Origin of the sequence: Gardnerella massiliensis, from assembly GCF_003408845.1 — a bacterium.
Classification (GTDB): domain Bacteria; phylum Actinomycetota; class Actinomycetes; order Actinomycetales; family Bifidobacteriaceae; genus Bifidobacterium; species Bifidobacterium vaginale_H.
On the sequence record NZ_LRTV01000001.1, the window covers coordinates 400,187 to 423,991 of the forward strand.

At 44.8% G+C, this 23,805-nt stretch carries 16 protein-coding genes, 1 tRNA gene and 1 riboswitch; of the genes, 4 read left to right on the forward strand and 13 right to left on the reverse strand.

Features of this window, described 5'->3' with window-relative positions; translation table 11 throughout:
* Nucleotides 1-134 precede the first annotated feature (134 nt).
* The 11 genes from AXE77_RS01575 to AXE77_RS01625 form a co-directional block, all read right to left on the reverse strand.
* Nucleotides 135-2,750, reverse strand: a complete 2,616-nt coding sequence (locus tag AXE77_RS01575; RefSeq protein WP_116711813.1) for a leucine-rich repeat domain-containing protein — start codon at nt 2,748-2,750, stop codon at nt 135-137.
* Between the two features lie 380 nt (nt 2,751-3,130).
* Nucleotides 3,131-3,204: transfer RNA gene (locus tag AXE77_RS01580), tRNA-Arg, on the reverse strand.
* A 118-nt stretch (nt 3,205-3,322) separates the two neighbouring features.
* Nucleotides 3,323-3,997, reverse strand: a complete 675-nt coding sequence (locus tag AXE77_RS01585; protein WP_116711814.1) for an ATP-dependent Clp protease proteolytic subunit — start codon at nt 3,995-3,997, stop codon at nt 3,323-3,325.
* 3 nt (nt 3,998-4,000) lie between these two features.
* The gene (locus AXE77_RS01590; RefSeq protein ID WP_116711815.1) at nt 4,001-4,612 is read right to left on the reverse strand and encodes an ATP-dependent Clp protease proteolytic subunit; all 612 of its coding nucleotides are present in this window, start codon (nt 4,610-4,612) and stop codon (nt 4,001-4,003) included.
* Between the two features lie 35 nt (nt 4,613-4,647).
* Complete coding sequence (locus tag AXE77_RS01595) at nt 4,648-6,081, reverse strand: chloride channel protein (protein ID WP_116711816.1); 1,434 nt, start codon at nt 6,079-6,081, stop codon at nt 4,648-4,650.
* 708 nt (nt 6,082-6,789) lie between these two features.
* Complete coding sequence (tig, locus tag AXE77_RS01600; protein ID WP_116711817.1) at nt 6,790-8,145, reverse strand: trigger factor; 1,356 nt, start codon at nt 8,143-8,145, stop codon at nt 6,790-6,792.
* A gap of 51 nt (nt 8,146-8,196) precedes the next feature.
* A complete protein-coding gene (locus AXE77_RS01605; protein WP_116711818.1) occupies nt 8,197-9,582 on the reverse strand; it encodes an HRDC domain-containing protein in 1,386 nt (461 codons plus the stop codon).
* A gap of 106 nt (nt 9,583-9,688) precedes the next feature.
* Nucleotides 9,689-10,603, reverse strand: a complete 915-nt coding sequence (locus tag AXE77_RS01610) for a hypothetical protein (protein ID WP_116711819.1) — start codon at nt 10,601-10,603, stop codon at nt 9,689-9,691.
* 156 nt (nt 10,604-10,759) lie between these two features.
* Nucleotides 10,760-11,641 (reverse strand): pyruvate formate-lyase-activating protein, encoded by an 882-nt coding sequence (pflA, locus tag AXE77_RS01615; protein ID WP_116711820.1) that lies wholly within the window; start codon nt 11,639-11,641, stop codon nt 10,760-10,762.
* Nucleotides 11,642-11,732: 91 nt separating this feature from the next.
* Entirely contained in the window at nt 11,733-14,108 is a 2,376-nt protein-coding gene (gene pflB / locus AXE77_RS01620) for a formate C-acetyltransferase (RefSeq protein WP_116711821.1), read from the reverse strand.
* 206 nt (nt 14,109-14,314) lie between these two features.
* Nucleotides 14,315-16,012, reverse strand: a complete 1,698-nt coding sequence (locus AXE77_RS01625; protein ID WP_116711822.1) for an NAD+ synthase — start codon at nt 16,010-16,012, stop codon at nt 14,315-14,317.
* A 297-nt stretch (nt 16,013-16,309) separates the two neighbouring features.
* Here AXE77_RS01625 and AXE77_RS01630 point away from each other — a divergent pair, with 297 nt between their 5' ends.
* From AXE77_RS01630 to thiC, 4 genes are all read left to right on the forward strand, one after another.
* Nucleotides 16,310-17,149: a MetQ/NlpA family ABC transporter substrate-binding protein gene (locus tag AXE77_RS01630; protein WP_116711823.1), complete on the forward strand. Its 840-nt coding sequence runs from the start codon at nt 16,310-16,312 to the stop codon at nt 17,147-17,149.
* 189 nt (nt 17,150-17,338) lie between these two features.
* Nucleotides 17,339-18,133, forward strand: a complete 795-nt coding sequence (locus tag AXE77_RS01635) for a methionine ABC transporter ATP-binding protein (protein ID WP_116711824.1) — start codon at nt 17,339-17,341, stop codon at nt 18,131-18,133.
* A gap of 1 nt (nt 18,134) precedes the next feature.
* On the forward strand, nt 18,135-18,815 hold the full coding sequence (locus tag AXE77_RS01640) for a methionine ABC transporter permease (RefSeq protein WP_116711825.1): 681 nt from the start codon (nt 18,135-18,137) through the stop codon (nt 18,813-18,815).
* A gap of 59 nt (nt 18,816-18,874) precedes the next feature.
* Nucleotides 18,875-18,977: riboswitch (TPP riboswitch) on the forward strand.
* Nucleotides 18,975-21,635 carry a phosphomethylpyrimidine synthase ThiC gene (gene thiC / locus AXE77_RS01645; protein ID WP_116712047.1) on the forward strand — a complete coding sequence of 887 codons (2,661 nt, stop codon included), beginning with the start codon at nt 18,975-18,977 and terminating at the stop codon, nt 21,633-21,635. (Overlaps the previous riboswitch by 3 nt.)
* 380 nt (nt 21,636-22,015) lie before the next feature.
* Here thiC and AXE77_RS01650 read toward each other — a convergent pair whose 3' ends face one another.
* On the reverse strand, nt 22,016-22,552 hold the full coding sequence (locus AXE77_RS01650) for a peptidylprolyl isomerase (protein WP_116711826.1): 537 nt from the start codon (nt 22,550-22,552) through the stop codon (nt 22,016-22,018).
* Between the two features lie 181 nt (nt 22,553-22,733).
* Nucleotides 22,734-23,805, reverse strand: a 1,072-nt coding sequence (locus tag AXE77_RS01655; protein WP_205727505.1) for an FIVAR domain-containing protein, incomplete at its 5' end; no start/stop codon positions are given.

Sequence of the window (23,805 nt, forward strand, 5' to 3'; positions counted from 1 at the left end):
GACAAGCAAGCACGCATCCCGCAATAACAATAGGCGGCGAGGATGTAATCCCCACCGCCTTACTGAATCGTTTTATTTAGTTATATGTAATCACTCCACTGCAATAATCAGCAGAACAATAAACCGTTCGTTGATTATTCAGCAACAGCCGGAGCAGCCACATCAGCCTGGGCAGCAGGAGCAGCCTCGGTCTTAGCAGAGTCAGCATCAGACTTAGCATCAGACTTAGCATCAGAATTTTCAGACGAAACAGGCGCAGCCTCGGCAGGAGCAGCCTCAGCATTAGACTTAGCATCAGACTTAGCATCAGAATTTTCAGACGAAACAGGAGCAGCCTCGGTCTTAGCAGAGTCAGCAGGAGCAGCCTCGGAATCATCCACGCCAAAGTCACCCAAATCTAAATCATCCAAATCCAAGTCGCTCAAATCGATGTCATCGAAATCAAAATCATCAACACTGAAATCATCAGTGTCACTTACATCAGAAACATCTGGTGTATCTGAATCATCTGACACATCCGGCATATCACTCAAATCAAGATCACTTAAATCGATGTCATCGAGATTAAAATTATCGAAATCAAAATCGACACCTGGATCTACTGAAGGATCTACCTCTGGATCTACTGAAGGCTTAATCGGAGGATGATCAATCGTAATATCAGGATGTATATCATTGTCGACAAAAACAAACACTTCTGGGAAATTCTTAGATAAAGTATTTACTGTATCATCATCAATCGCAGGATTAACATTAATCAACCACAAGTTACTGAAGCGGGAAAGAACAGAGTCACTAGGAACTTCAATATTGTGTACTTCCATTTCCTTCACTAAATCTGCAATAGTATCTATATTCTGTGACCTAGCTTGCGAGTCATCGATTGTCAAATCATCGACTAACAAATCCTTTAATATCGAGAAATCTTGATTCCTGGTACGAGCAATATTAAGTGTTAAATGACAATCTAATCCAACAAATGGTTTCAAACTTGAAACAGGCATATGAGATACATTAGCAGATTTCAAGTTAGGCAAATCTGATAATGGTGACAATTTACTGATAGTAGAATTAGTGAGACTTAAGAAAGATAAACTCTTAGATCCATTCAATTGCGATAAATCAGAAATTGTAGAATTTTCTATATGTATATCTTGCAGATTTTTTAGCCTAGACAACGGCGACAAATCAGAAACATCACTATCATCAATAGTCAAATGCCCAAGGTTCTTCAAATTGCTCAACGCAGACAAATCAGAAACCTTATCAGCCTTAATAGTCAAGGTTTGCAGTTTCGTCAAATTACTCAACGCGGACAAATCAGAAACCTTATCAGCCTTAATAGTCAAATTCATAAGATTCGTCAAATTACTCAACGCGGACAAATCAGAAACCTTATCAGCATCAATAGTCAAATTCCAAAGGTTCTTCAAATTGCTCAACGCAGATAAATCAGAAACCTTATCAGCCTTAATAGTCAAGGTTTGCAGTTTCTTCAAATTACTCAACAAAGACAAATCAGAAACCTTATCAGCCTTAATAGTCAAATTCACAAGGTTCGTCAAATTACTCAATGCGGATAAATCAGAAACCTTATCAGCCTTAATAGTCAAATAATCAAGGTTCTTCAAAGCAGACAACGGAGACAAATCAGAAACATCACTAGCATCAATATCCAAACCCCTGATTTTCTTCAAAGCAGACAACGCAGACAAATCAGAAACCTTGTAAGAATTAATAGTCAAGCTACTAAGGTTCTTCAGAGCAGACAACGGAGACAAATCAGAAGCATCACTAGCATCAATAGTCAAACTACTAAGGTTCGTCAAAGCAGACAACGGAGACAAATCAGAAACCATACCAGCCTTAATAGTCAAACTATCAAGATTCTTTAAACCAGACAAATCAGGCAACTTAGAAGCCCTACTAGCATCAATGTTCAAATACTTCAAATTCTTCAAACCAGACAAATCAGGCAAATCAGAAACCTTATCAGCCTTAATATTCAAATACTTCAAATTCTTCAAAGCAGACAAATCAGGCAAATCAGGCAACTGAGAAACCTTATCGGCACTAATATACAAACCCTCGAGATTATTTAACCCAGTCAACGGCAACAACTCAGAAGCGTCATCAATACAAATATTCAAATTCTTTAATTTCGACAATCCGGCTAACGGCGACAAATCACGAGCGTTACTAAGATCAATACTTAAATTCTCAAGATTTGCTAAACCAGCCAACGGTGACAAATCAGAAACCTTACTACCATTAAAATCTATTTTCTTCAAATTCTTCAGACCGGCTAACGGTGACAAATCAGAAATGTTAGGAGCTGACAATTGCAACTCTCTCAAATGTGTTAAATTAGCTAATGGAGACAAATCAGAAGCGTTAACACCTTCAAGCCAGATATGTTCAACGTTAGGGAAATAACGTAAATCTGAAAGATCGTTGATACGCAGCCTTTTCACAGACTCGATTGGGTTCTTGCTAAAAACATTGCTTATATTATTAATCTCTTTAGCTTGAGCCTTAGTAATCTCATCGTTATCAGGCTGATTGTTATACATTACAATTGCACGCTTCAGCACAGGATCTTTGAACTTAATAGGCTGATTATCTTCGTCTGTAGTCTGAGTGCTAGTAGCCTCATCCGCGTAGGCAGTTGCCGGAGCGACAGCAAAAACAACGCCGCTCATAAGCGTGGCCGTAGCAGTCAAAGTTGCAATGAACTTTTTATTCAACATATGTACCTTCTTTAACTCGTATGCAAAACTGGGTCACGCCCAAAACTCTTTGCACTTGGTATCAGTGGCCCATAACCATAGATAATCAAAACGGTGCTACCCAAGTGGTTATCAATAAGCCCAAACGCGCCACCAAGGTCAGAGTACTCAGAACAAGAGAAAACGACATGCGAAACCAATACGCGCAACCAGTGTAGCGCTAGCATACAAGCTAGCTAAACCCCAGAGCAGCTCCCGTTTTTGGCTCCATCTTCAACGCAACTGCGACTTATGTTATCTCGTACTTTAATCACGGCATATTATTCGATTTGACAACGCGCATTGAGCTGTAAAAAAAAACATACAAAAAAAGCGCGGAACCGATGCTCCGCGCTTGCCTGTGCGCCAGACAGGATTCGAACCTGCAACCTTCTGATCCGTAGTCAGATGCTCTAATCCGTTGGGCTACTGGCGCATGTTTTCCGACTCCAAGAACCAAGCTCTTGTTTCCGGCAACTTGACTAATATACAACCATCCGCAGTAAAACACAAACCCCGGCGTGTCGACCGGGGTTTGCTGCATATTCTACGCGTTACGCTCTATGCTCAAGCACTTCATCAACCATGCCATAAGCCTTCGCTTCTGGCGCGGTTAAAATAGTATCAACCTCAATATCTTTGCGAATACGCTCAATATTTTGACCAGTATGCTTAGCCAACGTTGCTTCCAACCACTCTCGCAAACGCAACATTTCCTTAGCTTGAAGCTCAATCTCAGTAGCCTTGCCAAAATCTTGACCCATTGAAGGCTGGTGAATGAGCACGCGAGCATTAGGCAAAATCATGCGCTTACCTCTAGCACCTGCAGCAAGTAAAATGGCAGCAGCAGAAGCAGCCTGACCTAAGCAAACCGTTTGAACATCCGGCTTAATATACTGCATAGTATCGTAAATTGCAGTCATAGCAGTCATGGAACCGCCTGGAGAATTAATATACATCATCACATCGCGATCGGCGTCCATACTCTCCAACACCAAAAGCTGAGCCATAATATCGTCAGCAGAAGTGTCATCAACCTGAACGCCCATGAAAATAATGCGATCCTCAAACAGTTTCGTATACGGATCTTGCGTTTTCATGCCGTACGGTGTCTGCTCCCCAAACTGTGGAAGCACATAACGATTAGTAAAACGTTGCGCAGAAGTAACACCGCCAAAACCAGCTAAGCGCTCCGCGCGCGCCACAAATTTCGCTTCTTCACTTGCCATAAATTACTCCTCACCGCGCATAGAAGCAGGAGTGGTCACAATCTTGTCTACGAAACCATACTCCAACGCTTGCTGCGCCGTAAACCAGTGATCATATTCGTTATCTCGGTAAATTTCCTCAACCGTATGACCAGTCTGCTTTGCAGTCAATTCAGAAAGCGTTTTCTTCATATCCATAATCAGTTCAGCATTAATGCGAACATCCGTAGCAGTACCACCAACACCGCCGGAAGGCTGATGCATAAGCACACGGGCGTGCGAGGTAATAAAACGCTTACCAGGAGTGCCAGAACTGAGCAAGAACTGACCCATAGAAGCAGCCATGCCAACAGCAATAGTTGCAACATCCGGTTCAATCAACTGCATAGTATCGTAAATCGCCATGCCTGCCGTAATAGAACCGCCAGGTGAATTAATATACAGCCAAATATCCTTCTTAGGATCTTCTGCGGCAAGCATCAACATTTGCGCACAAATAACATTGGCATTCTCATCTTTTACTTCAGATCCCAACCAAATAATGCGATCTTTTAATAACCGATTAAAAATAGAATCAGTTGGGGACGGTGCTTCAGCCTGTTCCATAACAGGAGAAGCTGTAAAAAGCTCAGTCACCTTATCTCCTTACCATAAACTTAAGTATTCCTAGATTATCGTGTGTGCGTGACTGTAAAGCAAAAATGCGAAATAAAGTACTCAATACAATTAGATACGCAACTAGATACAATCACAGCAAATAGCATAAGAAAAAGTAACTCAAACTGTGCGTTTACTAATTCAGCAACTAAAAGCCACGCCATAATCGGAGCTTTTCTGGAAGACGCAAGTAAAGAAGCAGCACCAATAATAGCTACAGAAATTGCAGAAACTTGCGAAATTGCAAAGGTTGATGAGAAAGCAGTGTATAAAATCGCGCCAAAGCAAGCGCCAGTTGAAATACTCGGCTGCAGAACGCCGCCGGAAGCACCATAGCGCAAAACAAGCAAAGTAACAACCATTTTCATTATTGCAAGAATCAGCAGAATTTTCATAATATTCGGAACAGCTGCCACAAATGGAAAACTAGATACAGAAAACGCAAGCTGAGAAAGCGACCTACCATTCCCCATGATATGCGGAAACCAGCAAGCTGCAATACCAATAATTAAGCCTGCTACAGGCATCAAACAAAGCATTTGCATGCCACGCAAAGCATGAGTGCGGCACCAAATAATACCCAAGCGAAAAACGTAACCAATTAAGCCGCACACTGCACCAACAGCAACAGCTAAAGCACAAATTTGCCAAGAAATAGCGCAAGAAAATTGCGGAATATTGTAGTAGCTAGAATGATGCAGTAAAAATTCAACAACAAACGCCGAAATATAATTCATAACAAGAGCAAAAGGCAAGCAATACAAACGCTCAGAACGCGCAATATTTTTAACTACATTAGCTACTACAGAACCATTTTCGCGATTTAGCCACGCGTAAAAACCAACGCCCTGAGTTTTATTAAGCAAGCCTAACGAAAGCACGGTGCCAGCTAAAGGCGCGTGATACACTGCAGCCAAACCAGCACCTGCAGCAGACGCAACTAGTATGCGCTGTGTTTTATCAGACAAGTGAAAAATACTGCTGTAATGCTGAGCAATCATTGCAGCTAATTCTCGCGGAGCTACTTCCCTGCCGATTGAAATTCCAGAACCAACAATGCCGATTTGCAGCAAAACGTGTGCGATAGTAGAAAAAATTGGCATGCTATTTCCGTTAACAGCTTGCGGAATGGTGAGGATTCGAGGAGGATTCTCTCTTTTACGCAACAAATACCACGCTACTGCAGCAATAGTCATAGCGATTGTGCAAGATAGCACGTAGCGATACCACGGGAGAGAAGAAAAAACAGTTTTTTTAGCAGATTCGATTGAGCCAAAAGCAAGATATTGTACTGCGTAAAAAGTAAGCGTAAGAACTGTTGCGCCTAAGCCGGTAAGAAGTCCAAGAACCACAGAAGCTGCAGCAAAACGCGCTACTCGAATTGCGAAATTAAGTAACCTGCCAAATCTGTAACAAGATTCAGCCTTCGTTTCATCGCTACTATCCATAACTTCTCGCAATTCTTAATATTTTCGACAATTAGTTAAGTTCTTGTTTGGTGTGGCGCGAGTTTTGTGGGATTTCTCTCCTCGAATGCGCGACGACCTGCTTTCGCGCAGCATTCGCGTGCGAAAGCAATTCGGAGCGTGAGCTTGCTCAAAGTTGAAAGCACGGTGTGCTTTCAACGCAAGCTCAGTAGCGAACGCGTTACCCGCGCGAGCGTTCCTTCGTCGCTCTGTTCTTAAGCGTTCGTAATGAGACGCTCGCGTTTTACTACGCTCGCTTGAGAAACTCGCGTTGGAAGTCCCCCGGACTTCCAACTTAAGCGAGTTTCCGCATTGAAGTGCCTACGCGCGCTACGCTTTAAGCGCTCCGGCAAGTCAATGCGCCTCAGTCCTCTTTTAGTTTTCGTAGAGAAATCCCCCAAACTCTGCGTGCTAATCGTTAATAACCGTGTCTATCGCCGAGATTTTTCGATTTTTCTTCTTCGCTCGACTTGTCAGTAGCCTACGGCTCTGACGTCCGTCTTCACTCAGTGCAAAAAATCTCAAATCTCTACCACACTAATATCCCTACAAATTAATTTGCGCAGCCAACCGTAAGATAAATATAATTAAGACCCAGCAGAATAGAATAATTCCGCCAGGTCTTACTTAAAGTCATTACGATTAAATTCGTAACGATTACAATCGTTACGAAATAAACGCAGCTATCACTTACTTGTTAGCAAGCTCGTCAGCAACGGCAGCAGCCTTAGAAGCAGCCTCGACGCTTTCGTCCTCAGACTCGTCTTCGTCGCTCAAGAAAGCACTCAAGTCGACAGGCTCACCGTCAGAAACAAACTTAACAGCACGCATACCGGCGAGAAGACCCTTAGAACGAGCAACTTCCTGAACAGCAGAACCAAGCTGACCATTGTTGATAATTGCACTGATGAACTGGTTTGGATTCATACCGTACTGCTGAGCAACAGAAACTAAGAAGTTGCTTACGTCTTCCTGAGAAACGGAGACATCAAGGCTCTCAGCCAAAGCATCAAGCACCATCTGATCGCGAAGCTCCTTCTCAGCAGACTTCTCGGCTTCTTCCTTCTGTTCCTTCGTAGCCTTCTCAGGATCTGGAGTCATACCCTTCAAATGCTCGGCAACAGCCTTTTCAAAAACACCCTTTGGAACTGGAATCTCAACATCTTCCTGAAGCTTAGCAATGAAAGCATCACGAGCGTTAGTAGCCTGACGACCTTCGGCAGCCTGCTCGCAAGCCTTGCGAACATCAGCTTTAAGCTCATCCAAAGTATCAAACTCAGAGGCTTCCTGAGCGAAATCGTCGTTAAGTTCCGGCAATTCCTGAGTCTTTACGGAATTAACCTTAACCTTAATCTGAGCCTTCTCACCCTTATGCTTGCCGGATTCGAGAGTACCTTCAAAAGTAGTCTCTTCGCCTGCAGAAAGGCTATCCAAAGCCTCATCCAAGCCATCGAGCAACACGCCAGAACCGATTTCATAGCTTACGCCTTCTTGTGCGTCAACCACTTCATCGTTAATGCGGGCTTCCAAATCAATGTTGGTGTAATCACCCTTGGCAGCTGGACGATCAACGCCAACTAAGGTAGCAAAACGCTGACGAAGATTCTCCAAACGGGCTTCCACGTCCTTGTCAGAAACTTCTGGCTTCGCGACCTCAATTTCAACGCCCTTGAACTTGTTCAGCTTGAACTCTGGACGACGCTCAACGGTGACAACAAACTTAAGCTTGGCGTCTTCGTCAGTTGACGTTGGCACTTCCTGCACGTCAAATTCTGGCTGATCCATTGGGCGAATCTTCTTTTCTTCCAAAGCCTTTGAATAGAACTCTGGTACAGCGGAATTGACGGCTTCACCGGCAACAGCTGCAAAACCGACGCGCTGATCTACAATCTTGCCTGGCACATGACCCTTACGGAAACCTGGCACATTAATTTGCTTTGCAATCTCTTTACGAGCCTCGTCCAAGAATGGGTTGAACTCTTCGAGATCTGCGGTAATGGTGAGCTTAACCTTAGTTGGCTCAAGATTCCTGACGCTGATTTTCACGCTTGCGCTCCTGAAATTACGTTTTCTACCTTCTGCCGTATGGCACAACCGTTACATGATAGCGCGAGTTACGGACTCAGCTATAAGCGACGCCTGCCACGGACGCGCACCCTGCTCTAATAGAAACTCAGAAATATCAACTTCACGAATATTCTCAATCCAACATAAATTGCGAATAATCTGTGGTTTAATAATCACTTCTACCGGCGTACGCGTATCTTCAGCAATCTTGGCAAGAGTAGAACGAACACGCTGCAACTGTTCATAACGAGTAGGATGATGCTCTTTCCAATAGCGCATGGAACGCGGCGCAGTTTGCGCATCCTGTAGGTTCTGTACGTCATCAGATTCGCAGCTAAGAGTCTTATTTGACCGGTGCGATTCGTGCGATTCTCGCGCACCAGCACACACTGTGCCATTTGGAAGCACCGTCGTTACATCACTCATAGCAGTTTCGCCAGTTTGAGCATAGTCGAGCGCTTTTTCAATAACATTTTTCCAAAGAGACGGCTTAATTTTACGCTGAATTGGAGCGTAGCGTTCGAACATTTTGTCTTGTTCACTGCCGGTATGTATACGCACTCGCTCATTCAACACGCGAATTGCACGAAACGCACGAGCATTGCGCGGCTTGCGTTTTCCAGCTTCAATAATTGCAGCGTCAGAAAGTAGCAGTGTAGGCGCAATATCGTATTGGCGAGCTAAAGCGTCACGCTCTTGCCACAATGCTTTTGCAATAATTAAACCAACGCGATCGTGCATAAGAACGCTTATATGAGATATTCTCAGCCACGGACGCGGATGCGGTGCTTTCTTTTGCGCTCCCTTGTTAAGTAAGTGCGCAAATTCTTCCTCCGCCCAAGAAAGTTTACCTTGTTTCTTTAGTTCCGCACGCATGACTTCTTCTAATTCGATAAGTAATTCAACATCTAAAGCCGCGTAATTTCGCCAATCTCTAGGAAGTGGACGATAAGACCAGTCCGCTGCGGAATGTTCTTTTGCGAGGGTAAGCCCTAAATAATATTCAGTTACCGAACTTAAACCGAATCGTTTTCTTCCAAGCAGTTTAGCCGCAATCTCGGTATCAAATAAAGCACGCGGGCGCAAACCAATATCGAAAAATCCTGGCAAATCCTGCATCGAATCGTGAATAATCCAAGGCGCATCCCCTACAGCATCGTTAAACTCATGCCAATCAACACCAAGCTTTGCAAGCGCTACAGGGTCGAGCAGACCAATACCAGCACCTTTGCGCTTAAATTGAATCAGCCAATCTTCATGACTATAACGAAAACCGGAAGCTCGCTCAGCGTCCGCAGCCAAAGGTCCCGTTCCTGCTGCTAGTAAACTGCAATATTCTTTGTATGCTTCAAGCGTGTCAATGACTTCTGGAACTCCTTCTCGCGGCTCTTTTAAAAGCTTTGGTTCCTCGTTCAAGAAAGCCTCCTGATTGTACGCTTAGCAAACACATGCACTTAAAACTATACGTAATATTACACACATAGTTTGCACATTGCTACAGCGAGTAACGCAACCGGATATTCTAATTACGAGATTTACGCAACAATAGTATTCCTCGAGTAATCGCAAAACCTAATACGCTTATAACTAAGGTTGGAAGCATTGCAGTAAGGAAATATGATGCGTCCAAATAGAAGAATCTTAACGATATTGAGCCAAGACTAAAGCACACATTCTCGGCTACATTTTTAGAACCACAAGGCAAACCGAGCAAATGCAGAGGTACTGCAAAATACACTAAAAACGCGTCGTAAATAATGCCTACAAGCACCACAATCCATCCGCCTTTGCCAGCCATGGCAGCGCACACGGACACTCCAGCCATAAGCAAGAATGGGAATATCATAAGCGAAATCATAATGCCAATGCCTTCGCTCAATAGCACGAGTACTGTAGAAGCAATATAACCAATAACTAAAGTAAACCAGCAACCAGCAAGAATATTATGCTTAGAAATCCAACTATCTTCTTTCATAAAATCTGTTTTACGCAAACAATACTCTTTAACAGCATCCAACACGTAATATCCAAAAGCGTAACCAACCAAGGTACCAATAATTCCGCCAAAAGCAATAATTAGAAGCGCAAGTATTAACAAGCCGAAAGAAATCTTACTGCCTACATAAGGATAAGAAGCAAGAAAAATGTCGAAAAGTATGCCACATAACACGCTTAATATCGATGTGATTATCGGCAACGTTAAGCTTCTGGAACGCATCATAGCAAATAACGATTGAATAACAAAAAATATTACAACAAGTAAAACTGCTGGACCACACGCAACTGAAACACTTAAATGACCACTATGCACTAATGCGTAAGGAGCGGAAGCAAGAACAGTCACATAAAAAATAAGCGAAACAATCACAGCAACCAAAGCCACAGTATGCGCACGATTCCAAGTACAATATTTCTTCAATTCCTTCAACTTCTTCATGATAAGCTCCTTTGCCTATGCAATATTGAATATTGATGAGATTCTATCATAAACAAAAAAAATGTAAATATAAAAAATACGCTCTTAACAGGATTATTACAACTTACAGAGCGATATAATTTAAGCACTTCGACAATTCAATGCGCATATTTAGATTTAATACACTACAAAACCGTGGTCTTTGAACTGATTTACAACTCTCTCTTTAAGCGCTTTAGAAGGTCCTTTTTGATTCTCAAGAGGGTACGGAATCCTAAGCTCATGCCACTTTGGGCGGCCTAGTTGATGGAAGCCAAGCACGTCAATATGCTCAACAGCATCCCCAAACGAATCGCAAATCTCAGCAACTTTTTCAACGTTTTCTTCGCTGTCAGTCAAACCTGGAACAAGCACAAAACGCACCCAAATCTTCTTACCAGCCTTCGCCAATCGCTGACCAAAGTCAATAGTTGGCTGCAGCAAGCCGCCGGTAACTTTTTTATATGTTTCTTCAGTGCCGGATTTAACGTCTAGCAAGCAAAGATCAATATCGTCAATCATTTCATCCGTATAATTGCGATTCAAAAAGCCGGAAGTGTCTAGGCACGTGTGCACGCCCATTTCCTTAGCTGCACGAAACACTCGCGACACAAAAGCCGGCTGCATCATGGACTCGCCGCCAGAAAAAGTGATTCCACCGCCTGTTGCTTTGAACAGACTTTGGTAACGATCAACTTTTTTAATCATCGCATCCAAGTAGACCGGCTTACCGTCGCGCATTTTCCAAGTATCAGGATTCTGGCAGTACTGGCAGCGAAGCGGGCAACCGCTCATAAACACTGTCATACGAGTTCCCGGACCGTCGACAGAAGTATTAATATCCCATGAATGCACAAAGCCAATATCGCCTGTTTTAAGCGCTATTAGGCGATCTTTGCGATCCAATCCAATTGGGGATTCAAAACCAGAAAGACCACCCATTAATGTTTGACGGGCATACTCTTTCGACTCCTTCAACATGTGCTGTGTTGTAGTGCGAAACGCTGTATTTTCAACCATTGAGCTGCCCTCCAAACTACTGTATGAATAATGAGCAAAGCCGGGAGCGAAACTAATACTCGCTCCCGGCGATGTCTAACAATCAACCAAATCAGTCAGATACTGAACCCTGGTGGAATGTACGAGAAATAACGTCGAGCTGCTGCTCCTTAGTGAGCTTTACGAAGTTCACTGCGTAGCCGGAAACTCGGACCGTCAAATGCGGGTACTTTTCTGGGTGCTCAACAGCATCTTCAAGCTGTTCCTTGCGCAAAACGTTGATGTTTGCGTGGTACAAGCCATGGCCGTTGCCAGCATCCAAAATACCAACCAAGTTGTTAATGCGCTCGTCTTCGTCACGACCCAAACCATCAGGAGTAATGGTGTTCGTAAGCGAAATGCCGTCGAGAGCATCGTCGTAATCAATCTTGCCAACAGAGAACATGGATGGAAGCATGCCGTGAGAATCCATACCGTTTTCTGGGTTAGCGCCTGGAGCGTAAGGAGTGCCCTTCTTGTGTCCGGATGGGAAGGAACCAGTGTTCTTGCCATACTCAACGTTAGAAGTGATGGTCAAGATGGACTGCGTTGGAACAGCATTACGGTACACAGGCAAACGCTTTACCTGACCCATAACCGTGCTTACAACCCACTTAGCCAAGTCGTCGGCGCGATCGTCGTCGTTACCATAAATTGGGAACTCGCCAACCGTCTTGTAGCCAACTACCAAATCGTCATCTGCGCCCTCAATGTACTCGTACTCGTGGCCTTCGGTGGTCTTAGCATCCTTGTTGTAGATTGGATAAACCTTCGCATACTTCAAAGCAGCTAAGGAATCTGCAGCAATAGACAAGCCAGACATGCCGCAACCAAGCGTACGATAAACTTCCCTATCATGCAAAGCCATTTCAATGGACTCGTAAGCGTACTTATCGTGCATGTAGTGGATGATATTCAAAGCTTCAATATAGGTTTCGGAAAGCCATTCCAAAGCCTTCTCGTAGTTAGCCTTAACCTTCTCGTAATCGAGAGTACCGTCAGCTTCTGGACGAACCGGCTCAATAACGCCCTTATCGATAACCTGCATGCCGGTCATCTCGTCGCGACCACCGTTAATAGCGTAAAGCAAAGCCTTTGCGGAGTTCACACGAGCAGCAAAGAACTGCATTTGTTTACCGACGCGCATTGGGGAAACGCAGCAAGCAATAGCAGCGTCATCACCCCAGTGCTCACGAATGTCTTTATCGGACTCGTACTGGATTGCAGAAGTGTCGATAGAAATACGGGAGCAGAAACGCTTGTAGGCTTCTGGAAGCTTTGGATCCCAGAAAATGGTGATATTTGGTTCAGGACCCGGTCCAAGATGTTCAAGAGTCAAAGTGTTGAGCAAGCGGAAGGAAGTCTTGGTTACGAAAGTGCGACCATCCTCGCTAAAGCCTGCATCGGACCAAGTTGCCCAGTAAGGATCGCCAGAGAAGATTGCGTCGTAATCCTTCGTGCGCAAGAAGCGTACAATACGAAGCTTCATAACAAGGGCATCAATAATTTCCTGAGCGTCGGTCTCGTTAATTAAACCGGCCTTCAAATCGCGCTCAAAGTAGCAATCAAAGAATGCAGAAACGCGACCGAAGCTCATTGCAGCGCCGTCCTGGCTCTTAACGGATGCAAGATAACCCATGTAAGTCCACTGTACGGCTTCCTTAGCGGTCTGAGCTGGACGAGTCAAGTCCAAACCGTACTCGTTACCCAAGTTAATAAGCTGTTTCAAAGCCTTAATCTGCTCGTCATGCTCTTCACGGAAGCGAATCCAATGCTCAATCTCAGTCTCGGTGAAATCGTTGCGGTATGGAATCGAATCCTTATCGCGCTTCTTGAACTCAATAAGCATGTTAACGCCATAAAGAGCCACGCGACGATAATCACCAATAATACGACCGCGGCCGTAAGCATCTGGCAAACCGGTCAGAATCTTATTATGGCGAGCAATCTTAATATTCTTGGTATAAACACCAAATACGCCATCGTTATGCGTCTTGCGGTAAACGGTAAAGATCTTCTTAACTTCGGGATCTACTTCCTTACCAGCTTCCTTAATAGCCTGCTCAACCATGCGCCAACCACCGTTTGGCATCATAGCGCGCTTGCAAGGCTCATCAGTTTGCAAACCAACGATAACATTATCTACTTCTGGGCTTTCAATATAACCTGCTGGCATAGCGTCAATGCCTGCTGGAATATGCGTTTCCACGTCATACACACGGCGCTCACGTTCAACAGCCAAGTAGTTATCGTCAAGATACTTCCACATGTGCTTCGTCTTCTCAGTAGCATTAGCTAAGAAGCTTTCGTCGCCTTCGTATGGAGTGTAGTTCTTTACGATGAAGTCACGAACGTCAATATCTTTTTTCCAATTGCCGTCAGTGAAACCGTCCCAAGCCTTGGTGCGAAGATCCTCGTCACTGAGAACGGAAGCATCAACTGATGTCATTTTTAAACTCCTTTTATAATCGCAACGCATCTTCACGCTGCCTTACTTAACTATGGTAAAACATGAACGCAACAGTACACGTCGTGTTTCACAAAATTAAGAGTGAATTGCGTCACATTTTAGAAGCATTCCTTACTTAAAATAAAGCGCCAGTCTGCAAAATAGCAAACTGACGCTTCTTCGTATCACAATTTTACTTAATGCAATTACTCACGAAAAGCGGTGGTAACCGGCATTCTGCGATCCCTACCAAACGCAATAGCACTTACTTTCGGCCCTAACGGATACTGCCTGCGCTTCCATTCAGCGCGATCAACCAAACGCATAACAGTATCAACCGTGTGAGCATCAAAACCGTCAGCAAGCAAATCTGCTCTACCGTGCGCAAGCTCAATATGAGCCTGCAAAACACGATCGAGCAACTCGTACTCAGGCAAAGAATCCGAATCCTTCTGCCCCGGACGTAACTCCGCACTAGGCGGCTTAATAATAGAATTAACCGGAATTAATACGCCATCTTGCGGAGCTTCTACTTTCTTCGCATCTTCAAAACCGACAATTGGCAACATGCCGACGCCAACCCCATCGCCTGCAGCACGATTCCTCCAACGAGAAAGCGCCCACACGCGCGTCTTAAGCAAATCCTTAATAGGAGCATACCCTCCTACCGCATCGCCGTATATAGTTGAATATCCGCAAGCAAGCTCTGACTTGTTGCCGGTTGCGAGCGCCAAAACGCCGCGCGAATTCGAGTAAGCCATTACGATTACGCCACGTACGCGAGCCTGCAAGTTCTCCGCAGCAACTCCTTCTAAGGAAAGTTGCGATTGGAAGGCCTTGAAAAGTGGCTCAATAGGTTGCACATCGTAATGCGCACCAATGCGCTCTGCTAAATCGCGCGCGTCATCTTTAGAACCGTCCGACGAGTACATGCTTGGCATAGAAATGCCATACACGTTTGCTCCCCCACACGCGTCCGCTGCCATGGTTGCCACAAGAGCTGAATCAATACCGCCAGAAAGACCTAAGCACACACCCTTAAAACCGTTCTTGCGCATGTAATCTCGAAGTCCCACAACGCATGCGCAATACACTTCTTCATCCGCGTCAAGTTTCGGCGCAATACTCGAAACTTTCTGCTTTTTAAGCGAGCTATCAAAATCTACAAAAGACAAATCTTCAGCAAACATTGGCGAGCGCTCAAGCAAAGTTCCGTCCGCATCTACAACAAAACTTCCGCCGTCGAATACTAAATCATCCTGACCACCAACTTGGTTCACGTATACAACAGGCGCATTAACTTCAGCCGCGCGCTTTTGGGCTAAATTAAGCCGCACATGCGTTTTGCCCTCCTCGTATGGGGAGCCATTCATGGTGATTAACGCGTTAATTCCAAGTTTTGCGAGTTTAGCTACAGGACCACCGTCTTGCCAAATATCTTCACAGATTGCGAAACCTAAACACAATCCGTCAACTTCCAAAATTTCGCACTTGTTTCCGGAAGAGAAAATACGAAACTCGTCAAAAACGCCATAGTTTGGCAAAAAATGTTTATCGTATTGCAAAACGGACTTACCTTCATGCAATACAAGTAGTCGGTTGCGTGGCTTCCCAGATGACTCGTCAAAACCTACCGTTCCAACTACTACGTAAAGCTCCCCCAAGCCTTCATTCACAAGTCGAGCCGCAAGAGTATCTACTGCCTGCTGAGCAGCGGTACGAAATGTGCCGCGCAACGCAAGATCTTCAATAGGGTAACCAGTTAAAGTCATTTCAGGAAACACGACTACGCGAGCGCCCGACTGCTGTGCTCGCGCCGCATATTGCACTACTTTCGCAACGTTGTTGTCAATATTCCCCACGCAGGTATCTACCTGTGCTAAAGCCAATCGCAAAAAACTCATATTTTATAGTGTAATAGCTGGGCGTAATAGCGGACGCAACAGCAAACGTAACAGCGGACGCAATATCTGAAACTACGCAACTCAACAACACACTGCACTACTTTGTTACAACACTTATTTTACTTATTTTACTTATTTTTTCGCGAACTTTGCCGACAACCCGCGCATTACTAACACGTCATAAATAATACTAATAAGCAAAGTGTAGAATTATTAATTTTTCTCGCCTATATTGATAATTCGTTACTCGCGAAGGGGATTAACTTTCAACGAATTTCACAAAAAGGAGTAGGAACCATGCGCAACATTAAAGTTATTGCTTCACTCACTGCACTGGCAGCACTGACAACCTTTGCTTTGAGCGGATGCGGAAGTGCTAACAAAAACGCAGCCAAGCAGAACGATACCACCATTACTATCGCTGCAACTCCTACTCCACACACGGAAATTCTCAATAAGGTTGTGAAACCGATTTTGCAAAAAGAGGGTTACAAGCTGGTAGTTAAGGAATTTACCGATTACGTGCAACCAAACACCGCTACTGAAGAAGGTGAAGTTGACGCAAACTACTACCAGCACTTGCCTTATCTCGATAACTTCAACAAGGAAAAGGGAACGCATCTTATTTCGATAGGCGGAATTCATTTTGAGCCTTTCGGATTGTACCCAGGAAAGACTAAGACGATTAAGGCTTTAGCTGATGGTGCAACCGTTGCCGTACCAAATGATCCAACGAACGAAGCTCGCGCACTTCTGTTGCTTCAGGATGCGGGTTTGCTCAAGTTGAAGAATCCAAAAGACGTTAACGCTACCGTGAAAGATATTACGAGTAATCCAAAGAATTTGAAGTTTAAGGAGCTTGAGGCAGCTACAGTTCCTACAGCCATTAAGGATGTGGATCTTGCTGCTATGAACGGCAACTATGCTATTCAGGCTGGTTTTAACCCAATTAAAGATCCGCTTACTTCAGAAAAGGTTGGTGGCATTGCCGCTAAAACTTACGAAAATATTATTGTAGTGAAAAAGGGTTCGGAAAAACTCGCCAAGATTAAGGCGTTACTTAAGGCTTTGAAGACGAGTGCAGTTCGCGATTATATTACGAAAACGTATAAAGGTGCGGTACTGCCTGTGTTCTAAATCTACACTTACCTTGTAGCCATTAATGCCGCATCGTGTATACCTTGCGGCATTATTTTATAGGCGCACATTAAGTTATGTCGTATTGCACAGTTTGGATTCAGCGTTAAGCTCAACGTTGATTCAGCGTTGACGTGTAGTATACGTAACATATACATCGTCGAGGAAGCATATCTGTTAAGGAACAGCATGATTCAGATTGAACATCTTCATAAAAGCTACGGCAAAGGTAGCGACGCACATGAAGCATTACACGACATTAATCTCACCATTGAGCCGGGCGAAGTATTTGGTATTCTCGGCTCTTCAGGCGCGGGAAAATCTTCATTAGTGCGTTGCATGAATCTGCTTGAACGACCTACTTCCGGCAGCATTGTGATTGATGGCAAAGATATTACCGGGGTAAAAGATCGTGAACTTGCTCAGGTGCGTGCCAATATTGGCATGATTTTCCAAAACTTTAGTCTTTTCCAGCAGCGTACAGTATTGCAAAACGTCACATTTCCACTTGAGCTTAACCATGTTGACAAGGCGGAACGTGAAAAGCGCGCACACTATTTGCTTGATTTAGTTGGTTTGAAGGATCTTGCCAACCGCTACCCAATCCAACTTTCCGGCGGTCAACAGCAGCGTGTTGCTATTGCTCGAGCATTAGCCAACAATCCGTCAATTATGCTGTGTGATGAAGCAACTAGCGCACTTGACTCCACTACTACTGCGCAAATCCTCGACTTATTGCGCCGAATTAACCGTGAGCTTAACGTAACGCTAGTTATTATTACGCACTCTCTTGCTGTAGCTCGAAATATTTGCGATCGCGTCGCAATGATTGACGGCGGTCATATTGTAGAGTTAGGCGATACTACAGAATTATTTGCGAATCCACAAAGTGATATTTTGCGCACGCTTATTGCGGACGAAAAGCAAGAAAATCATCGTAAAAAGCCTGCTGCTGCTCATACGCTTACGAATGAGGTGAAATAATATGTTGGAAGCTGTTACACAATTTATGAGCGAATACGGCGATTTGCTGGTTGAAGGCGTGCTCGATACTTTAGTTATGACTTCAATTGCAACAGTGTTGGCATACGTTATTGGCCTTCCTATTGGCGTGTTGCTGATTACTTCCGGCAAGAAAGGTATTTGCCCAAATGCGCCGTTGAATGCTGTTCTTGGTTGGATAGTTAATATTGTACGTTCGATACCATTTATTATTTTGCTCGTAGCTTTAATTCCGTTCACTCGCCTGATTGTTGGCACTTCCCTTGGTGTTCCGGGTGCTATTGTGCCGCTGGTTGTTACCGCTGCCCCATTCGTTGCTCGTATTGTCGAACAGTCGTTGGCAGAAGTTGACGGAAGCTTAATTGAGGCCGCACAAAGCTTTGGCGCTAGTAAATTGCAGATTGTGCGCAAAGTATTGTTGTGGGAAGCGTTACCTTCGCTTATTCGTGGAGCTGCTCTTACCTTTATTACGCTTTTTGGTTTCTCCGCAATGGCTGGAACCGTAGGCGCAGGCGGTCTTGGCGATATTGCTATTCGTTACGGCTACCAGCGTTACCAGTACGATGTAATGGCTGTGGCCGTGGTACTCTGCATTATTCTCGTGCAAATCGTGCAAAGTTTGGGAGATTTTATTTCCAGCTACATTAATCACCACGAGCGCTGAATTTCACAACATACCGTAACTTGTTAAGGTCATATAATCGTGTAAACTAGCCAACGATTCATTTTTTGCAGGGGAGCTTTCGTAAGAAGGCTGAGATAGGCGAAAACCTGACCCTTAGAACCTGTTAGTTAATACAACGTAGGGAGCAATGATTCTCATATGACCTCGAATTATCCGTATGCCTCGATGCGTGACCAATTCAATATAAACGCCTGCTTTATTGCAGACCCACAAGCTTGTAATAATCGACCACTTACAGATATTGTTGACGACGCTTTACGCGCTGGAGCGACACTTGTTCGCCTGCATTGCAACAATGAAAACGCTAAGGAAATTACAACTATTGCTCGCGATATCGCTCAAATTATTGAAGATAACAATAAGTGCGATTCCGTAACGTTTGTTATTGATGAGCGAGTTGACGTTGCTTGGCAAGCTAGAAATCAAAGTATCAAAGTTGACGGCATTCACCTTGCCCAAAGCGATATGGAACCTCGAGAAGCACGTGCTTTGCTTGGAGAGGACGCTATTATTGGCTTGTCTGTTGAAACCGAAAGTTTAGTCAAGGTTATTAATGAGCTTCCGGATGGTTGCATTGATTATATTTGCGTAACTGCCATGCACAATCCTGAAGAAGGATGCGAAAATACTACTGCCTCCTACGAATTGGAAGCAAATCATACTACTCTTGACGAAGCGAAAATTAATACGATTTGCTCTGCGAGTGATTTTCCGGTTTTGGTTGGTGGCAAAACGCAACTTGACGATGTGTCTATGATCGCAGGAACTAAAGCTGCGGGCTTCTTCGTTTCCGAGCCGCTTTATGCTTCAGAAACACCAGAATCCACTATGCGTGAGTTTGTTGAACGTTGGAAAGCTGTACGGGGTGAAGTAAAACATGGTTACGCTAAACGCGTAATCGTAGCGGAAAATACAGAAGAAAAGTCTTCAAAACCATCTGAAGAAAAGAAGCCGACGTTTATTAACGCTAAAGAAGCAAAAGATGCAGCAAAATTAGCTAAGCAACAACGTGTTGATATTGCGGCTCGCGGTTGCGCTCAGCGAGACAAGGCGCATATTCGCAAAACAACTCCTGTTCATTTTGAATACGAGTACGGTTCTTACGATTTGGAAGTTCCTTATACTGAAATTAAGCTTTCGGATACTCCAGGCGTTGGCCCTAACCCGCCTTTTAAGGACTACAATACGGAAGGTCCAAAGTGCGATCCTAAAGAAGGTTTAGCTCCACTTCGTCTCGATTGGATTCGCGACCGCGGTGATGTTGTAGAGTATGAAGGACGCAGGCGTAATCTCCAAGACGATGGCAAGCGCGCTATTAAGCGCGGCAAGGCTTCTAAGGAATGGCGTGGTCGCACGCATAAGCCAATGAAGGGCGCGGATCATCCGATTACACAAATGTGGTACGCTCGCCACGGAATCATAACTCCAGAAATGCAATATGTTGCTACTCGCGAAAATTGTGACGTGGAGCTGGTTCGCGAAGAAGTTGCAGCCGGACGCGCTGTAATTCCTTGCAATATTAACCATCCGGAAGCTGAACCTATGATTATTGGTTCTCGCTTCTTAACGAAGCTCAACGCAAACATGGGCAATTCTGCTGTTACGTCGTCTATCGACGAAGAAGTAGAAAAACTTACGTGGGCCACGAAGTGGGGTGCTGATACCGTGATGGATCTTTCCACCGGTAACGATATTCACACGACTCGCGAATGGATTTTACGTAACTCCCCTGTGCCAATTGGAACCGTACCAATGTACCAGGCTTTGGAAAAGGTTGAGGATGATGCTTCTAAGCTAAGCTGGGAACTTTTCCGCGACACTGTTATTGAGCAGTGCGAGCAGGGCGTTGACTACATGACTATTCACGCTGGCGTGCTACTTCGCTACGTGCCGCTTACCGCAAACCGCGTAACAGGTATTGTGTCACGCGGCGGCTCGATTATGGCAGAGTGGTGCTTACAGCATCATCAAGAAAGTTTCTTATACACGCACTTTGAAGAATTATGTGAGATTTTCGCAAAGTATGATGTTGCTTTCTCTTTGGGTGACGGTTTGCGTCCAGGTAGCTTGGCTGATGCTAACGACGCAGCTCAGCTTTCCGAGCTTATGACGCTTGGCGAGCTTACGAAGATCGCTTGGCAGCACGATGTGCAAGTAATGATTGAAGGTCCAGGACACGTGCCATTCGACACTGTGCGCATGAATATTGAGATGGAAAAGGCGATTTGCCAGAATGCTCCATTCTATACTCTTGGACCTTTAACTACCGATACTGCCCCGGGCTATGATCATATTACTTCCGCAATTGGCGGCGTAGAGATTGCACGCTACGGTACTGCAATGCTTTGCTACGTAACTCCTAAAGAGCATTTGGGATTGCCAAACAAGGATGACGTGAAGCAGGGCGTGATTGCGTATAAGATTGCTTGCCACGCGGCTGATCTTGCTAAGCATCATCCGCATGCTATGGATCGCGATAACGCTATTAGTAAAGCTCGATTCGAGTTCCGTTGGTTGGATCAGTTCAACTTAAGCTACGATCCGGATACTGCAATCGCATTCCACGACGAAACACTTCCTGCAGAGCCGGCAAAAATGGCGCACTTCTGCTCGATGTGCGGACCAAAATTCTGCTCGATGGCTATTTCGCAAAATATTCGTAAGCGTTTTGGCGGCGCCGCTCAGCAGGAACAGCTTGTTGAGGAAGCGCGTAGCCAGGCAATTGCCGACGGTATGAAAGAGATGAGCAAGAAGTTCCAGGAATCTGGTTCGTCGCTGTATCAAAGCGTGAAAGAGTAGCGTGGGTGCTTGCGTAGCGTGGGCGCTTGCGTGTGTGCAGAATCGTAAGTGCGGAATCGCAAGCTCAAAACGCATATATGCGAAGTAACGCAATCGCGATTTAGTAAATAATACTTGCAACGAATAATAATTGAAGAAGGTTAGTTAGATAAAGCGAGTTTTGTAGTAAATGTTCGTTTACTACAAAACTCGCTTTTTTATTTACTACAAAACCGTTACTTTCTTTACACGACTGTAAAGTTTCTATCGCTATTTGGCGAGATTTCGACAATTTCTATACACCGTCGTAAATAAATTGTCGGTTTTACGCAAAAATCCGATATTTTCTTTACACAAGAGTAACGAAAATATCGGATTGTAATAAAGGCAGCGTTTAAGATTCACAAAACTTCAACAGAAATAATGCCAACAGGCTCAAGAGGAGCGTCAGAGCGATCTGTTGCAACCGACTCGAGCTTATCTACCACAGCTTTCGACTCATCGTCCGCAACCTCGCCGAAAATCGTGTGATGACCGTCAAGCCAAGGAGTTGGAACGGTTGTGATGAAGAACTGCGAGCCGTTAGTGCCATGCAAAAGACCGTCACGGCCGCGACGCTTACCAGCATTCGCCATAGCTAGCAAATAAGGCTTGTTGAACTTCAAAGATGCGTCAATCTCATCGTCAAACTCGTAGCCAGGTCCGCCGGTTCCATTACCAAGCGGGCAGCCGCCCTGAATCATGAAGTCCTTAATAATGCGGTGGAATGTAAGACCATCGTAAAATGGCTCATGAGAAGGCTTTCCTCTAAATGGGTCGATCCATTCGCGCTCACCGGTGGCGAGGCCGACGAAATTCTTTACTGTTTCAGGCGCTTTGGTATCAAACAGGTTGATTTTAATATCGCCTTCAGAAGTATGCATAATAACTGTAGTCATATTCGTAATTTTCCCATACGTTAGCGACTACTCTAAACGCTTGAGTTGAAACGCTTGAGTCCGTTTTTAGATATAAAAATGCCCTCACCTACTGGAGTAAATATAAAGGCGAGGGCATGACTTAATTTATTAGCCAATCTGCTTAAGCTCAGTGATTAGTTAAGCAGATTAGCTACGTAGCTTACTTGCTGCTGTGGCGGGAGGTTCCGCGGCGCTTGCTCACGAAGAGTGCAGCACCAGCAGCAGCTATTGTTGCAGCAAACGTACTCAACGCAGACACTGCGCTACCAGTATTACTAAGCTGAGCAACTTTACCACTCTTCAGCACCTGAGCGCGCACAGAAGCACGAACCTGAGCCGCATGAGCTTGAGCATCCGCAAGATTCTTACGGGCATCCGCAAGCTTACGCTTAGCAGCATCAACCTGAGCCTGAGTTGCATTATGATCAGCAGCAACCTTCTTAGCCTCAGCCAAAGCAGAGTCAAGAGCAGCCTGAGCCGCAGCAACCTGAGCATCTGCCTGCTTTACAGCAGGATTATTCTCAACTGCAGCAGTCACAGCAGCGTTATTGTTAGCAGCAGCGTTGTTAGCACCAGCGTTACCAGCGTTTGCAGCGTTGTTAGCACCAGCGTTACCAGCGTTTGCAGACTGCGAATCAGACTCAGCACCCTGAATCTGAAGGTTCAACTCACCCTTATCTACAGTAGTAGGCGCATTATCATTCACACCATAACCGTACGAAGCATCACCCTCATGACCACTACCAGCAACACCAGCGTTACTCGTACCAGTATTACTCGTACCAGCGTTACTCGTACCAGTAGAACCAAAACCAGAGTCACCAGAACCAGGAACCGTACCAGGAACAACACTAGAACCACCAGGCACAACGCCAGTGCCAGTTTCGGTTCCGGTTCCAGTTTCAGAACCAGTGTTACCAGTTCCAGTGTTGCCGTCGCCAGCATACTCGTCACCACTCAAACCATTAGCTTGAAGAATATTACGCTTAGCCTCACGAAGCTTAGACAAAGCAGCATTCACCTGAGCCTGAGTTGCATTAGGATCAGCAAGCACACGACGAGCCTCAGAAAGCGCCGCATTATACGCATCCTTATGAGGAGCATCTGCAACGAGATACGATCCACGAGCACGGAAAGCAACATCGTCGCTAACCTCCGACTGCAAGTGAGACTTATCAACAGTAGCAGAATCATGCAAATCCTTCTGAGCATTCTTCAAATCCTCAGCAGCC

What these genes read in the sequence shown, in the direction of transcription:
- AXE77_RS01575 (WP_116711813.1), bottom strand. Translation starts at nt 2,750, where the DNA reads ATGTTGAATAAAAAGTTCATTGCAACTTTGACTGCTACGGCCACGCTT.
- AXE77_RS01585 (WP_116711814.1), bottom strand. Translation starts at nt 3,997, where the DNA reads ATGGCAAGTGAAGAAGCGAAATTTGTGGCGCGCGCGGAGCGCTTAGCT.
- AXE77_RS01595 (WP_116711816.1), bottom strand. Translation starts at nt 6,081, where the DNA reads ATGGATAGTAGCGATGAAACGAAGGCTGAATCTTGTTACAGATTTGGC.
- AXE77_RS01610 (WP_116711819.1), bottom strand. Translation starts at nt 10,603, where the DNA reads ATGAAGAAGTTGAAGGAATTGAAGAAATATTGTACTTGGAATCGTGCG.
- pflA (WP_116711820.1), bottom strand. Translation starts at nt 11,641, where the DNA reads ATGGTTGAAAATACAGCGTTTCGCACTACAACACAGCACATGTTGAAG.
- pflB (WP_116711821.1), bottom strand. Translation starts at nt 14,108, where the DNA reads ATGACATCAGTTGATGCTTCCGTTCTCAGTGACGAGGATCTTCGCACC.
- AXE77_RS01625 (WP_116711822.1), bottom strand. Translation starts at nt 16,012, where the DNA reads ATGAGTTTTTTGCGATTGGCTTTAGCACAGGTAGATACCTGCGTGGGG.
- AXE77_RS01630 (WP_116711823.1), top strand. Translation starts at nt 16,310, where the DNA reads ATGCGCAACATTAAAGTTATTGCTTCACTCACTGCACTGGCAGCACTG.
- AXE77_RS01635 (WP_116711824.1), top strand. Translation starts at nt 17,339, where the DNA reads ATGATTCAGATTGAACATCTTCATAAAAGCTACGGCAAAGGTAGCGAC.
- AXE77_RS01640 (WP_116711825.1), top strand. Translation starts at nt 18,135, where the DNA reads ATGTTGGAAGCTGTTACACAATTTATGAGCGAATACGGCGATTTGCTG.
- thiC (WP_116712047.1), top strand. Translation starts at nt 18,975, where the DNA reads ATGACCTCGAATTATCCGTATGCCTCGATGCGTGACCAATTCAATATA.
- AXE77_RS01650 (WP_116711826.1), bottom strand. Translation starts at nt 22,552, where the DNA reads ATGACTACAGTTATTATGCATACTTCTGAAGGCGATATTAAAATCAAC.